Origin of the sequence: Thiomonas sp. UBA7699 (assembly GCF_002482605.1) — a bacterium.
GTDB lineage: Bacteria > Pseudomonadota > Gammaproteobacteria > Burkholderiales > Burkholderiaceae_C > Thiomonas > Thiomonas arsenitoxydans.
The window spans coordinates 16,041-29,303 of record NZ_DLGH01000013.1 but is presented as its reverse complement, the minus strand read 5'-3'; the positions used below and the strand labels follow the sequence as shown (position 1 = coordinate 29,303).

Sequence of the window (13,263 nt, the reverse complement as noted above, 5' to 3'; positions counted from 1 at the left end):
ACCGCTCCTCTGGCGACGGCTCATCGCCCCTCGGCGGTCATCAATCCGACGCCGAACTCCTTTGTTTGCGGCGGCTCGGCATCCATGCGCAAGGCCTGCGCGGCCTGTTTTGCGCGCAGACGTTCACGTCGCGCCATGAGCAGGCTACTCACCGCCACCGCAATGATGACCAGATAGACCGTGATCGCCCCGACCACATTGATGGTCGGGCTCAGACCGAGACGGGCGCGCGAGAAAATCACCACCGGCAAGGTGGTGCTGCCAGGGCCGGAGAGGAAGGCGGAGATCACCACTTCATCGAGCGACAGCGAGAACGCCAGCAGCCAGGCCGACACCAGGGCCTGCGAAATGGACGGCAGGGTGACCAGCATGAACACCTGGAAAGGGCGCGCGCCCAGATCCATGGCGGCTTCCTCGATCGACCGGTCCATTTCCTTCAGACGCGACTGGATGACCACCGCGGCATAGGAAATGGCCATGACGGTATGGCCGATGAAGATGGTGAAAAACCCCTTCTGCGGAAACCCCATGGCCTTCTGCACCGTCACGAAAAACAGCAGCAGCGCCAGCGCAATGACCACGGTGGGCATGACCAGCGGGATGTTGATCATGAAGTTGAGCAGGCTCTTGCCCGCGAAGTGGCGATAGCGCACCAAGGCAAATGCCGCCAATGTGCCCAGCAGCACCGAAGTAGTGGCCGTGGCCAGCGCCACCTTGAGCGACAGAATCAAGCCGCTGATGACTTCATGGTCATGCACCACCGCGCCGTACCACTTGAAGGTCCAGCCGCCCCAAATGGTGACCATGCGCGAATCGTTGAACGAATACACCACCAGCACCACGATGGGCAGGTAAAGGAACAGATAGACCAGGATCATCCAGGTCAGGGGCAGCACGGCGGTCTTTTTCATCGCATGCCCTCCAGGCTCTTGGTCTGGTACTTGTTGAACACCGCAATCGGCAGCAGGATGAGCACGATCATCACAATGGCCACCGCGGAGGCGCGCTGCCAGTCGAGGTTGAGGAAGAACTCATTCCACATCACCCGGCCGATGTTGAGCGTGGACGGGCCCGCGAGCAGCTCGGGAATGACGTACTCGCCCACCGCCGGAATGAACACCAGCAGGCTGCCGGCGATGATGCCCGACTTGGACAGCGGCACGGTGACCAGCCAGAAGGTCTTCAGCGGCGTGGAGCCCAGATCCGCCGCCGCCTCGACCAGCCGGTGATCCATTTTCACCAGCGTGGCGTACAGCGGCAGAATCATGAAGGGGATGTAGCCATACACCATGCCCACCATGAACGAAAACTCGGTGAACATCATGCGCAGCGGGGTGTGGATGATGCCTGCCCACATCAGGAACTGGTTGACCAGGCCGTTGACGTCGAGCAGGTTCTTCCAGGCATAGATGCGGATGAGAAACGAGGTCCAGAACGGCAGCATCACCAGCATCAGCAGGGCGGGCCGTACCGTGGGCTTGGCCCGGGCGATGAAGTAGGAAAACGGATAGCCGATCACCAGACACAGCACTGTGGTCATCAAGGCGTACCACAGCGATGACAGATAGGTGATGATGTAGAGGCTGTCGCGCACCAGCGCCAGGTAAGGCGAGAAGTGGATGTTGACCTGCAGCGCATCGTTCACATAGGTGACGAGCGGGTCGAAGCCTATGCCCAGCGCGTCGGTTTCCGACACGCTGATCTTGAGAAGGATAAAGAACGGCGCGAGCAGAAAGGCCAACAGCCAGATCTGCGGAATGCCGATCACGATCTTGCGGCCCCAGTTGAAGGGCTTGCGCACTTTGCGCGGGGTGGAGGTGTCGCTGTTTGTTGGCATGATGCGTTGGCGCTGTGCCTCAGTCCACGATGACCACAGGCGCGTTATCCGCCCAATGCGCGGTAACCGCGGTCCCCACATCAAACGGATCGGCATGGCGATCGGCGTTGGACACGGTGACGCGAACGCGCCGCTTGCTCGGCAGCAGCAGCTCGTAGGCGGTGTAACTACCCATGTACGAGCGCCCGGACACCGTACCCTGAAAGGCGTTGTTCGGGTGACTCTGGTGCCCCTCGGTCAGAGTCATTTTTTCCGGACGCAAGGCGATGCCCAGCTCCATGTTGAGCGTGCCGCTGATGCCGTGGCCGATGTAGAACAACGCATCATCGGTCTGCACTTCGCAATGGTCGGGCTCGTCGGTCACCAGCCTGCCGTCGAACATATTGACGTTGCCGATGAAATCGGCAATGAAGCGGGTTTGCGGGTGTTCGTAAATCTCGATGGGGGTGCCGAGTTGAAGAAACTCGCCATCCTTCATCACCGCGATGCGGTCGGCCATGGTCATGGCCTCTTCCTGGTCGTGCGTGACCATCACGCAGGTCACGCCGACCTTGCGCAGAATGTTGACGAGTTCGAGCTGGGTACGCTCGCGCAACTTTTTGTCGAGTGCGGCCAGCGGCTCGTCGAGCAAAAGCAGCTTGGGGCGTTTGGCCAGGCTGCGCGCCAAAGCCACGCGCTGTTGCTGGCCGCCGGAGAGCTGGTGCGGCTTGCGCTTGCCGTAGGGCTTGAGCTGCACCAGGTCGAGCATCTGCTCCACGCGGGTAGCGATGTCCGCCTTGGGCATGCCGTCGCGTTTCAGACCGAAGGCGATGTTGTCGAACACGGTCAAGTGCGGAAACAGCGCGTAAGACTGGAACATCATGTTGATCGGCCGCTCATAGGGCGGCAGATCGGTGATGTCCTCGCCCTCCAGATAGATGTGGCCGGAGGTCGGCGTCTCGAAGCCCCCGAGCATGCGCAGCAAGGTGGACTTGCCGCAGCCACTCGATCCGAGCAGGGCAAAAATTTCGCCCTGCTGGATGTCGAGATGAATGTCATTGACCGCGACGACCTCATCGAAGCGACGGGTGATGCCGTCGATGCGCAGGAAGGGTTTTGCACTCGTGGAAGGGGGCGTCACAACGCGAACTCCATCATCGGTCGAACAAGGTTGAGGTGTGGGGGATGCCGCGCCCCTGCCAACAAAAAACGCAGAGCGCGGCAACAGGGGTCAGATCACAGGCCGGTCTTGAACTTGGTATACAGACGGGTCACGAGACGACGCTGCTCCGGGGTGTAAACCTTGGGCGGAATCAGCTTGGCCACCATGTCGGGCTTGAGGAACACGAAGTCGTTATCCTTGATCTTGGCATCGACATAGGGCAGCGACGACGGCACCGGGTTGGCGTAGGTCACCGTGTTGGTGTCGGCCGCGGCCACCTTGGGCTCGAGCACGTAGTTCATCCACTTGTAGGCGTTGTCGAGGTTCTTGGCATCGGCGGGAATGGCCATGGTGTCGATGAAGATCACGGCGCCATGCGTGGGCGGGAACACTTCGATGTCCTGCTTGTTTTTTGCCGCCTTGGCGCGCGCCGCGGCAATGCCCATATCACCCGACCAACCCAGCGACATGCAGATGGAGCCGCCAGCCAGGTCGTTGATGTAGCCCGAGGACGAGAAGATGCTCACGTCCTTGCGCACCTTCTGCACCATGGCGTAGGCCTTCTCGAAGTCGGCCGGGCTCTGGGTGTCTTGCGGAATGCCGAGATAGTTGAACGCAGCCTCCATGATGTCGCCGCCCGAGTCGAGCATGGAGATGCCGCAGGACTTGATCTTGTCAGCGTACGTGGGGTTGAAGATCAGGTCCCAGGGATTGGCCGGCATGGGGGTGTTGCCCAGCGCCTTTTTCACCTGGTTGACGTTGATGCCTACCGTGGTGTAGCCCCACATCCAGGGAATGAGGTATTTGTTGCCCGGATCGACCGCGGCGAGCTGCTTCATCAGGCCCGGATCGAGGTTTTTGTAGTTGGGGATCTTGGCTTTGTCCAGCGGATGCAGCAGGCCGCCCTTGATGTCGATGGCCGCCCAGTTCGACGACGGCACCACGATGTCGTAGCCGGTATCGCCCGCCACCATTTTGGCGAACAGGGTTTCGTTGGAGTCGAAGGTGTCGTAGCGCACCTTGATGCCGGTGTCCTTCTCGAAACCCGGCACCGTGGTCGGGGCGATGTAGTCGGACCAGTTGTAGATATTGAGCACGCCGGCGGCTTGCGCCGGAGCGGCGGCGCCGAGGGTTAGCGCCGCGGCGCCCGCCAGGCAGGCCGCCAGCAGCTTGCGACGGACTGACTTCGTATGCAGTTTTTGTGACATGAAAAACCTCTCAAGTGTGTGTGAAGCCAATTGAAAACAACAGGTGCAGCAGGGTGAGGCTTTGCAATTCCCGTACCAGTATGCCGTGACCGACCGATACGGAAATGGCGATTTATACCAAGCCCTGCGCACGCAGACCAGCCAGCGTGTCGTCCAGGCTACGGCGAATGCGCCGGATCATCTCGTCGATTTCGGCATACGTCATCACCAGCGGCGGGGCGATGATCATGCGTTCTTCCACGGCGCGCATCACCACGCCGTTCTTGAAGCAGTGGTCGCGGCAGAGGTAGCCCACGCCCAGATCAGCCGGGAACAGGGTACGGCTGGCCTTGTCCTTGTAGAGCACCAGCCCAGCCACCATGCCGAGCGAATCGACATCGCCCACCAGGGGATGATCGGCCAGGGTGGCGAATTGCGCCTTCAGGTAAGGCGCGGTGTCTGTGGCCACGCGCTCGACCACGCCCTCGTTGCGCAGCGCGCTGACGTTGGCGATGGCGACGGCGCAGCAGGTCGGATGGCCGGAGTAGGTGAAGCCGTGGTTGAAGTCGCCGCCCTGCTCGATCAGCACCTTGGCCACACGGTCGCCCACCAGCACCCCGCCCAGCGGCAGGTAGCCCGAAGTCACGCCCTTGGCGAAGGTGATGAGGTCGGGTTTGGAGTTGATGTGCGGGTGCTGGCAGCCGAACCAGTGCCCCAGGCGACCGAAGCCGCAGATGACTTCATCGGAGATCAGCAACAGGCCGTACTTGTCGCAGATGCGCTGAATCTCGGGCCAGTAGCTGGCCGGGGGAATGATGACGCCGCCCGCGCCCTGCACCGGCTCGCCGATGAAGGCGGCCACCTTGTCGGCGCCCACTTCGAGAATCTTGGCCTCCAGCCAGCTTGCGGCGCGCAGACCGAAGTCGTGCGCGCTCTCGCCCGGCTTGCCGTGCTGCAACTGGTAGGGCTGGTCGATGTGGGTGATGCCCGGCAGTGGCAGGTCGCCCTGTTCGTGCATGCCGCTCATGCCGCCCAGCGACGCGCCGCCCAGCGTGCTGCCGTGATAGGCGTTGTGGCGGCTGATGATCGTCTTGCGCTGCGGCTGGCCCATCAGGTCCCAATAACGGCGCACCAGGCGGATGATGGTGTCGTTGCCTTCGGAGCCGGAGTTGGTGAAGAATACATGGTTGAAGCCGGGCGGCGCCAACTGCGGCAGCAGCGCCGCAAGCTCGGTTGCCGGGGCCGTGGTGGTCTTGAAAAAGGCGTTGTAGAACGGCAGGGTTTGCATCTGGTGGGTGGCAGCGTCCACCAAATCCTGCCGCCCGTAGCCGAGGTTGACGCACCACAGGCCGGACATACCGTCGATGATTTCGTTGCCGTCGGAGTCCCAGATGCGCACGCCCTCGCCGCGCACGATGACGCGGCTGCCCGCGGCGTTCAGGCTCTTGGTGTCGGTGAAGGGATGCAGGTGATGCGCGGCGTCCTTGGCGCGCAGCGCGGCGGTGTCGAACTGGGGCAGATCATTGGGTTTCATGGGAGTCTCCGTTTCAGGACGATGTTTTGTTGAGGGTGCGGCACCGTTCAGACGTGCAACAGCAGGTGCTCGCGCTCCCAGGGGCTGATGACCTTCATGAACTCGGCGTACTCGCTCATCTTCACCGCCTTGTAGATGCCGCAAAAGCGTTTGCCCAGAATGGCCTCGAGCTCGGGCACATCGTCGAGCGCACGCACCGATTCGGACAGGCTTTGCGGCAGCGGAATGGCGTTGGGCGCGGCATAGGCATTGGTCTTCATTTCGGGCAGCGGGCTGATTTTGTTGACCATGCCCAGATAGCCGCAGGCCAGGCTGGCGGCCAGCGCAACGTAAGGGTTGGCGTCGGCGCCGATCACACGGTTTTCCATGCGGCGGTTTTCGGCATTGGAGAACGGCACGCGGATGCCCACGGTGCGGTTGTCCGCGCCCCATTCCACATTGGTCGGCGCCGCGGTATTGGCGACCAGGCGGCGATACGAGTTCACATACGGGGCGAACAGCGCCATGACGTGCGGTATGTATTTCTGCAAACCGCCGATGTAGTGCAGGAACAGCTCGGACTCGCTGCCGTCGGCGTTGCTGAAAATGTTCTGCCCCGTTTTGCGATCGACGATGCTCTGGTGCACATGCATGGCGCTGCCGGGTTCGCCCGCCATGGGCTTGGCCATGAAGGTGGCGAACATATTGTGGCGAAGCGCCGCTTCGCGCAGGGTGCGTTTGAAAAAGAACACCTTGTCGGCCAGATCGAGCGGATCGCCATGCAGGAAGTTGATTTCCATCTGCCCGGCGCCGACTTCGTGAATCAGCGTGTCCACGTCGAGGTCCATCGCCTCGCAGTAGTCGTAGATGTCTTCGAACAGCGGATCGAACTCGTTGACCGCGTCGATGCTGTAGTGCTGGCGCGAGGTTTCGGCGCGACCCGAACGGCCGATGGGCGGACGCAGCGGCTGGTCGGGATCGTTGTTCTTGGCCACCAGATAGAACTCCAGCTCGGGCGCCACCACCGGGGCCCAGCCCTTGTCGGCGTAGAGCTTGAGCATGTTTTTCAGCACGGTGCGCGGGGCGTAGTCCACCGGCTCGCCATCCTTGAAATAGCAGTCGTGAATGACCTGCGCGGTGGGGTCGGTGGCCCAGGGCACGACGCGCGCGGTGCTCGGATCGGGCACCAGATTCATATCGCGGTCGGTATCGGCGATCAGGGTTTCGAGGCGTTCATCCTCGGGCCAGTTGCCGGTGACGGTGAGGCCGATGATGCTTTCCGGCAGACGCATGCCGCGGTCTTCGGTGAACTTGCTGCGCGGCAGGATCTTGCCGCGCGCCACCCCGGTCAGGTCGGGCACGAGGCATTCGATTTCGGTAATGCGTTGGGCGTTGAGCCAGCCTTCAAGATCGTTGAAGGTCCACTGCTTGCGGTTGTCGCTACTCATGATGTGATTCCAGTTTGCGTTTCAAGGATGGTTCCATCCATCGCCTGCACTTTGAACGCCAAAGGTGCAGGCGCGGTTTGCTCAGGCAGCGCGCGCCAGCGAGTCGTCGCGCTTGCGCGCGGCGAACTGCCGACAGGCGTTGCCGAAAGCGGCATAGATCGCGCGCGACACGGGGTTTTGCGCGGCCTGCCATTCGGGATGCCACTGCACCGCCAGCACAAAGCCAGCGTCGGTGCGGTGAGCGGGTTGATAGGTGTACGCCTCGACCAAGCCGTCGGGCGCATGCGCCTGCGCCAGCAGATCGGGGGCGAGGGTCTGGATGCCTTGGCCATGCAGGCTGTTGACCTCCCAGGAATCCGCGCCGACGATGCTGGCGAGCATGCCGCCGGGTACAGCCTGCAAGCGGTGCGCGGGGCCGTACTGCCCGGCGACATCCAGCGTGTCGTCTTCACGATGATCATCAAAGCCTGCGGTGTTGTGCACCTCCTGCAACAGGCTGCCGCCGAGCGCGACATTGATTTCCTGAAACCCGCGGCAGATACCGAGCACCGGAATGCCACGCGCAAGGGCGGCGCGGATCAGCGGCAGGGTCGTGGCGTCGCGCGCCGGGTCGGCGGGCGACTCAGGGTTGCTCAGCGCCTGGCCATAGTGGTGCGGCTCGATATTCGACGGCGAGCCGGTGAACACCAGCCCGTCCACATCCCCCAGCACCGCATCCAGCGGCAGGCTCGCGCCCATTGAAGGCAGCAGCCAGGGCAACACGCCCGACAGCGGCAGCAGCGGGTCAACATATTTTTGCGTCACCGCATACGTCGGGTGTCCGCCGATCGGCTTCAGATCAGTGGTGACCGCAACGCGAGGCAAGAAGGTGAGGTTGGACATCATCAAAACCGGATCAAAGACCAAAAAAACAAGGGTAGAAGCACACAGGCATGTTCCCTGTTTTAGTGCATTGCAACAAGAGGCAGAGCCTGAGGCAGCCGCTCAGTTTTCGCCCTGATTTGGTGCAATGCAATAAGGCCAGGCACCATTCTGAATGGGCCAAAAAAACAAAAAATACTAGGGTTTTCCATGACTTAGCGCGATTCGATAAGCTCAATTTACCTGCCAACTGGTACTCTCGGAAGTGCCACTCCTTGCTTTTGTCATGGAGCCAGTTTTTATCTGCTGCGCCCCAAGTCCGACAGACTCCTACCCATGCGACCCCTTGCCCTGTCCGAACTCCTGCTCACCGAGCTTCTGCGCACCGAAGGCGACGCGGCGGCAGCCCCGCCGCTCAATCGGCGCCTGTATCTCTCGCTGCGCGGCGCTATTCTTGCGGGCCGCATCACCGCCGGGGTGCAACTGCCATCCACCCGCGATCTGGCGCGCGACCTGAATCTCTCGCGCAATACGGTCATGTCGGCCATCAACCAGCTCACGGCGGAAGGCTACCTCACCGCGCGCCAGGGCAGCGGCACTTTCGTTTCCGAGACCCTTCCGGAACTCGGCCCGCTCAGCCCGGCGGTACGCGGGCGCAAGCTGGCGCAGGCCGCCAGTGCGGACAGCGGCTCGCCACGCGAGCTCTCGCAGCGCGGCCAATTGCTCACCGCGCAGTCGGGCTCGGCGGACTTTGAGGTGCAACCCTTCGCGCCCGGCGAAATCGAGTTTGCCGAATTCCCCATTCAGCTCTGGCAAAAACTGCAGGCCAAGTATTGGCGTAGCCTCGACCGCGACCTGCTCGATTACGGCCAGGAAGGCGGCTATATGCCGCTGCGCGTGGCGATTGCGCAGTACCTCAGCCTGTCGCGCTCGGTGCGGGTGACGCCCGAGCAGGTGCTCATTACCTCGGGCACGCAGCAATCGCTCGATCTGGCCGCGCGCCTGCTCACCGATCACGGCGACGAGGCCTGGGTGGAAGACCCGTGCTACTGGGGCGCGCGCCGGGCGCTGCAGGCCGCTGGGCTGAAGCTCAAGCCGATCGCGGTGGACTTGGAGGGCATGGCGCCGTCAGCCGCCGACTGGCAGCAGGGCAGTCCACGGCTGATCTACGTCACGCCCTCGCATCAATATCCGCTCGGCCATGTGATGAGCCTGCAGCGCCGCCGCGCCCTGCTGCAGTTCGCCGCGCAACAGCGCTGCTGGATTTTCGAGGACGATTACGACAGTGAATTCCGCTTCGGCGGCCGGCCCTTCGCCAGCCTGCAGGGGCTGGACGAACATGCGCAGGTGCTTTACTCAGGCACCTTCTCCAAGGTGATGTACCCCGGCATCCGTCTGGGCTATCTGGTGGTGCCGACTGATCTACTGCCCGCCTTCAACACCGGGCTCTACGACCTGTACCGCCCGGGTCAGCTCATGCTGCAGGCGGCGCTGACCGACTTCATCACCGAAGGCCATCTCAACACCCTCATCCGCCGTCTGCGCGTGGCCTATCAGGCACGGCGCGACGAATTGGCGTGGCGCATTCAGCGCTGCTTGGGCGACCGGGTGCAGATCTCCGGCCAGGAGTCCGGCTTGCACCTCTGTTTGCTGTTCAACACGCCGGGTGTGGACGACGAGGCCATCGCCCGCGCCGCCGACGCACAGGGCATGACGGTGCGGCCGCTATCGCGTTATTACCTCGGCGCACCGCAGCGCCGCGGGCTGATTCTCGGCTATGCCTATGTGCCCACCGAGCGCGTACCGCCCTGGGCGCAGAAGTTGTGCATGCTCATCCGCAGCCAGCTTCCCGACTGAAGCCGCAATCAAGCAGCGTGGGCTACGCCCGCCAGTTGCTCCATCCGGGTCTTGTCGTCGCGCAAGGCGGCCGCATCACCCGAAAAGACAATCTCGCCTTCAGACAGCACGTAGGCGCGGTCAGCCAGTTGCAGCGCGAGAAAAGCGTTCTGCTCAACCAGCAACACGGAAATTCCTTCGTCCTTCATGCGTCCCACCGTGCGCATCACCTCCTGCACGATCACCGGCGCCAAACCCTGCGAAGGTTCATCAAGGATGAGCAGCTTGGGGTTGAGCAGCAGCGCGCGCGCAATGGACAGCATCTCCTGCTCGCCGCCTGAAAGGCGCCCGCCTTTGCTGGTTCGGCGTTCATGCAGACGTGGAAAGAGTTGGTACACGCCATCGATATTCCAGCGCCCCGGCGTTTCGTGCACCACCAGCAGGTTTTCGTGCACCGTGAGGTGCCCGAAGATCTTGCGTCCCTCGGGCACATAGCCCACGCCCAGGCCCGCAATGCGGTGCGGCGAGGCGCCGGTCATGTCCTTGCCGAAGAATTTGATCTTGCCCTGGCGCGGCGGCGTCAGCCCCATGACCGAGCGCATCGTCGTGGTCTTGCCCGCGCCATTGCGGCCCAGCAGCGCGACGAGTTCGCCTTCGCCCACGGTCATCGACACGCCTTTGAGAATATGGCTTTTGTCGTAGTAGGTATGAATGTTGTCGAGTTCGAGGACGGCGGTCATAAGCGGAGAGTCCTGTGGAGATGTCGGCTTGGGTCAGGGCGGTCAGGCCGCTTGACCCAGATAAGCCGCCTGCACCCGTGCGTTGTTGGCAATTTCATCAGCCGTGCCCTCGGCGAGCAGCGTACCGTTGTCGAGCACGGTGATGCGATCGGCGATGCCGAACACGATTTCCATGTCATGCTCTACGAACAGGGTGGCGATGCCCTGGTTTTTGTTCAGATCACGGATCAGCGCGGTCATGTGGTGCGTCTCTTCATCTCCCATCCCGGCGGTGGGCTCGTCGAGCAGCAGCAGCTTGGGACGGCGGGCCAACGCAATGCCCACCTCGACCACCCTTTGGTCGCCGTGCGACATCTCGCCCGTCACCCGATCCGCTTTGCCGCTGATTTTCACCAGATGCATCAACTCATCCACCTGATCGTCGATGCGTTTACGCAGGGCGCGCCCCATCCAGGGACGCAGGTTCACGCCCTGTGCCACCTCAACGGCAATGCGCAGGTTTTCATACACCGTGAGCGAGCGGAAGATCTCGGTGATCTGGAAAGTGCGGATGATGCCGCGCTTGACCAGCTCACCAGGGTTGACCGTCTGGATGGGCCTGCCATCAAAGGTGATCTGCCCTTCACTCGGCGGGAAAAACCCGCTGATCAGGTTGAACAGCGTGGTCTTTCCCGCGCCGTTGGGGCCAATGACCGCGCGCAACTCTCCGAGCTGCACGTCAATGGAAATGTCAGTCAGCGCCTTGAGTGCGCCAAAGCGGCGCGAGACGTTGTGCAGCTGCAGCAAGCTCATGATGGCTTCCCCTTGCGCTGCAAAAACCCCATCACACCCAGGGGGAAAAACAGCACCGACAGCACGAAAATCAGGCCGATGACGGACATCCAGTTGTCTGTCACCGAGCTGGCGTAATCCCGCACCAGCACGAAGATGGCCGCCCCGACCAGTGGCCCCCAGAAGTTGCGCATTCCGCCCAGCACCGCAATCACCACCAAGTCGCCTGAAAAGGTGTAGTTAAGGGTGTTGGGCGAGGTGAAGTTGTCGAGCAAGGCGTTGAGGCCACCGGCCAGCGCCACGATCAGGCCAGACAGAGCGAAGGAAATCGCCGCATAGCGCTGTACCGGCAGGCCGAGGAAGGTCAGCCGCTTCTGGTTTTCGCGGATGGCCACAAAGGTGTGCCCCAGCGGAGAGTTCAGCACGATCCACAGCACCAGGGCGCCCAGCGCGAAGCAGGCCACGACGAGGTAATAAAAGCCCAGAGAGCCCATCGTCCAGTCGAACCCAAACAGATGCAGGGTGTGCCGGGAAAAGCCGGTCAGCCCGTCATAGCCCCCGGTCACCGCCTGCCAGCGAATGGCGATGAAATAAAACATCTGTCCGATGGCAATGGTGATCATGGCGAAGTAGATGCCGCGGCGACGCACGGCGATGGGTGCGAGCACAGCGGCCACAACGCCCCCCAGCAAAGTACCCCCGAGCAGCGCCAACAGCACGTTGTGCGTCATGTACTTGAGCATCAAGCCGACGCCGTAGCTGCCCAGCCCGAAATAGGCGGCATGCCCGAACGACAGCCCGCCGGTATGCCCGAGCAGCAGATTCAGCCCCATGGCGGCCAGGCCGTAGATCAGCACGCGCGAGGCGATGTCGTTGTAGCCGCCGACATAATGCAGCCAGGCCGGGGCGGTGAGCAGCACCAGCGCCAGAATGCCGGTGCCGAGATGCTGTTTGAGGTTGGATGTTTGCATGGCAGATGGGGGAGGTGGAGCGGTATAGGCAGGCGTACTCATTCGAACAATCCCTCCTGTCCCATGAGTCCGCGCGGTCGCACCACGAGCATCAGCCCCATGATGAGGTAAATCACCGCCTCACTCGCGGCGGGAAAGTAGGCCGTAGTGATGCCCGACGCCACCCCGATGAGCAGACCGCCCAGCAGAGAACCCAGCAAGGAACCCACGCCCCCGACCACGATGGCGACAAAGGCCGGCATCAGCAGGCCGTCTCCCATCGTCGGCTCCAGTCCGAGCTGACCCGCAGCCAGAATGCCGGCCACGCCTGCAAACACGATGCCGATGACAAAGTTCGCGGTGCGCAGCAGGTAAATGTTCACGCCAAGCGCCGATACGGTTTCGAGATCGGCATTGCCGGCGCGAATGCGGATGCCCAGTCGGGTGTAGCGCAGCACGGCGAACAGCACGGCAGTGCCCACCAGGGCAACAGCAACAACAAAGAGGCGGTAGCCGGTGAGAAAGAAGTAGGTCTGACTGAGGGGATGTCCCAGCGATTCCGGGATGGACAGCGGCACCCCGTTGGCGCCCCAGACGGTGCGGATCACGTCCTGCATGATCAGCGCCAGACCGAAGGTTAGCAAAAGCGAATACAGCGGATCGCGTTTGTACAGGCGGCGAATGAGAAACACCTCGACCACCAGACCCAGCACTCCGGCGAGCAGCGGCGCCACGGCCAGCGCCCCCCAGAAGCCCAGGCTCGGCTCCAGCGTGTACGCGAAGTAGGCCGCCAGCGCCATGAACGCGCCCTGGGCGAAATTGATGGTGTTGTTCAGCCCGAGTATGAGCGCCAGGCCGAGCGCCAGCAGCGCATAGAACGCTCCGGTGATCAGGCCGTTGAACGTATTGAAGATAAGGACGAGATTCAAGGCAATGCCTCCGCAGCAGCAGATGGACAGGCTGCGGACCCGCGCAGTGG

The 13,263-nt window shown here is 62.4% G+C and carries 12 protein-coding genes; 1 reads left to right on the top strand and 11 read right to left on the bottom strand.

Going from position 1 to position 13,263, the window contains the following annotated elements; genetic code table 11:
* Positions 1-20: 20 nt before the first annotated feature.
* The 7 genes from B3H47_RS04870 to B3H47_RS04840 form a co-directional block, all read right to left on the bottom strand.
* A complete protein-coding gene (locus B3H47_RS04870) occupies positions 21-911 on the bottom strand; it encodes an ABC transporter permease (RefSeq protein ID WP_286986240.1) in 891 nt (296 codons plus the stop codon).
* Positions 908-1,837, bottom strand: a complete 930-nt coding sequence (locus tag B3H47_RS04865; protein WP_013121977.1) for an ABC transporter permease subunit — start codon at positions 1,835-1,837, stop codon at positions 908-910. Before B3H47_RS04865 ends, B3H47_RS04870 begins: the two co-directional genes overlap by 4 nt.
* Before the next feature lie 19 nt (positions 1,838-1,856).
* On the bottom strand, positions 1,857-2,957 hold the full coding sequence (locus B3H47_RS04860; protein ID WP_286986238.1) for an ABC transporter ATP-binding protein: 1,101 nt from the start codon (positions 2,955-2,957) through the stop codon (positions 1,857-1,859).
* Positions 2,958-3,052: 95 nt separating this feature from the next.
* Positions 3,053-4,186 carry an extracellular solute-binding protein gene (locus tag B3H47_RS04855; RefSeq protein ID WP_286986236.1) on the bottom strand — a complete coding sequence of 378 codons (1,134 nt, stop codon included), beginning with the start codon at positions 4,184-4,186 and terminating at the stop codon, positions 3,053-3,055.
* Positions 4,187-4,298: 112 nt separating this feature from the next.
* Positions 4,299-5,699, bottom strand: coding sequence for an aspartate aminotransferase family protein (locus B3H47_RS04850; protein WP_286986235.1), 1,401 nt, complete (start codon positions 5,697-5,699; stop codon positions 4,299-4,301).
* Positions 5,700-5,746: 47 nt separating this feature from the next.
* Positions 5,747-7,126, bottom strand: a complete 1,380-nt coding sequence (locus B3H47_RS04845) for a glutamine synthetase family protein (protein ID WP_013104341.1) — start codon at positions 7,124-7,126, stop codon at positions 5,747-5,749.
* Between the two features lie 81 nt (positions 7,127-7,207).
* On the bottom strand, positions 7,208-8,008 hold the full coding sequence (locus B3H47_RS04840) for a gamma-glutamyl-gamma-aminobutyrate hydrolase family protein (RefSeq protein WP_286986234.1): 801 nt from the start codon (positions 8,006-8,008) through the stop codon (positions 7,208-7,210).
* Positions 8,009-8,323: 315 nt separating this feature from the next.
* On the opposite strand from B3H47_RS04840, the gene B3H47_RS04835 reads away from it, so the two are divergent.
* Entirely contained in the window at positions 8,324-9,844 is a 1,521-nt protein-coding gene (locus B3H47_RS04835) for a PLP-dependent aminotransferase family protein (protein WP_286986233.1), read from the top strand.
* Positions 9,845-9,852: 8 nt separating this feature from the next.
* Here the strand turns inward: B3H47_RS04835 and B3H47_RS04830 are convergent, their stop codons facing one another.
* Genes B3H47_RS04830 through B3H47_RS04815 form a run of 4 tightly spaced genes read right to left on the bottom strand, consistent with a single transcriptional unit; the run spans position 9,853 to position 13,213 of the window.
* Complete coding sequence (locus B3H47_RS04830) at positions 9,853-10,563, bottom strand: ABC transporter ATP-binding protein (RefSeq protein WP_013104338.1); 711 nt, start codon at positions 10,561-10,563, stop codon at positions 9,853-9,855.
* 42 nt (positions 10,564-10,605) lie between these two features.
* Positions 10,606-11,355, bottom strand: a complete 750-nt coding sequence (locus tag B3H47_RS04825) for an ABC transporter ATP-binding protein (protein WP_286986232.1) — start codon at positions 11,353-11,355, stop codon at positions 10,606-10,608.
* On the bottom strand, positions 11,352-12,347 hold the full coding sequence (locus tag B3H47_RS04820) for a branched-chain amino acid ABC transporter permease (RefSeq protein ID WP_286986231.1): 996 nt from the start codon (positions 12,345-12,347) through the stop codon (positions 11,352-11,354). The genes B3H47_RS04825 and B3H47_RS04820 overlap by 4 nt, the downstream gene beginning before the upstream one ends.
* Positions 12,344-13,213, bottom strand: a complete 870-nt coding sequence (locus B3H47_RS04815) for a branched-chain amino acid ABC transporter permease (RefSeq protein WP_013121971.1) — start codon at positions 13,211-13,213, stop codon at positions 12,344-12,346. Before B3H47_RS04815 ends, B3H47_RS04820 begins: the two co-directional genes overlap by 4 nt.
* Between the last annotated feature and the right edge of the window lie 50 nt (positions 13,214-13,263).

What these genes read in the sequence shown, in the direction of transcription:
- B3H47_RS04870 (WP_286986240.1), bottom strand. Translation starts at nt 911, where the DNA reads ATGAAAAAGACCGCCGTGCTGCCCCTGACCTGGATGATCCTGGTCTAT.
- B3H47_RS04865 (WP_013121977.1), bottom strand. Translation starts at nt 1,837, where the DNA reads ATGCCAACAAACAGCGACACCTCCACCCCGCGCAAAGTGCGCAAGCCC.
- B3H47_RS04855 (WP_286986236.1), bottom strand. Translation starts at nt 4,186, where the DNA reads ATGTCACAAAAACTGCATACGAAGTCAGTCCGTCGCAAGCTGCTGGCG.
- B3H47_RS04850 (WP_286986235.1), bottom strand. Translation starts at nt 5,699, where the DNA reads ATGAAACCCAATGATCTGCCCCAGTTCGACACCGCCGCGCTGCGCGCC.
- B3H47_RS04845 (WP_013104341.1), bottom strand. Translation starts at nt 7,126, where the DNA reads ATGAGTAGCGACAACCGCAAGCAGTGGACCTTCAACGATCTTGAAGGC.
- B3H47_RS04840 (WP_286986234.1), bottom strand. Translation starts at nt 8,008, where the DNA reads ATGTCCAACCTCACCTTCTTGCCTCGCGTTGCGGTCACCACTGATCTG.
- B3H47_RS04835 (WP_286986233.1), top strand. Translation starts at nt 8,324, where the DNA reads ATGCGACCCCTTGCCCTGTCCGAACTCCTGCTCACCGAGCTTCTGCGC.
- B3H47_RS04830 (WP_013104338.1), bottom strand. Translation starts at nt 10,563, where the DNA reads ATGACCGCCGTCCTCGAACTCGACAACATTCATACCTACTACGACAAA.
- B3H47_RS04825 (WP_286986232.1), bottom strand. Translation starts at nt 11,355, where the DNA reads ATGAGCTTGCTGCAGCTGCACAACGTCTCGCGCCGCTTTGGCGCACTC.
- B3H47_RS04820 (WP_286986231.1), bottom strand. Translation starts at nt 12,347, where the DNA reads ATGAGTACGCCTGCCTATACCGCTCCACCTCCCCCATCTGCCATGCAA.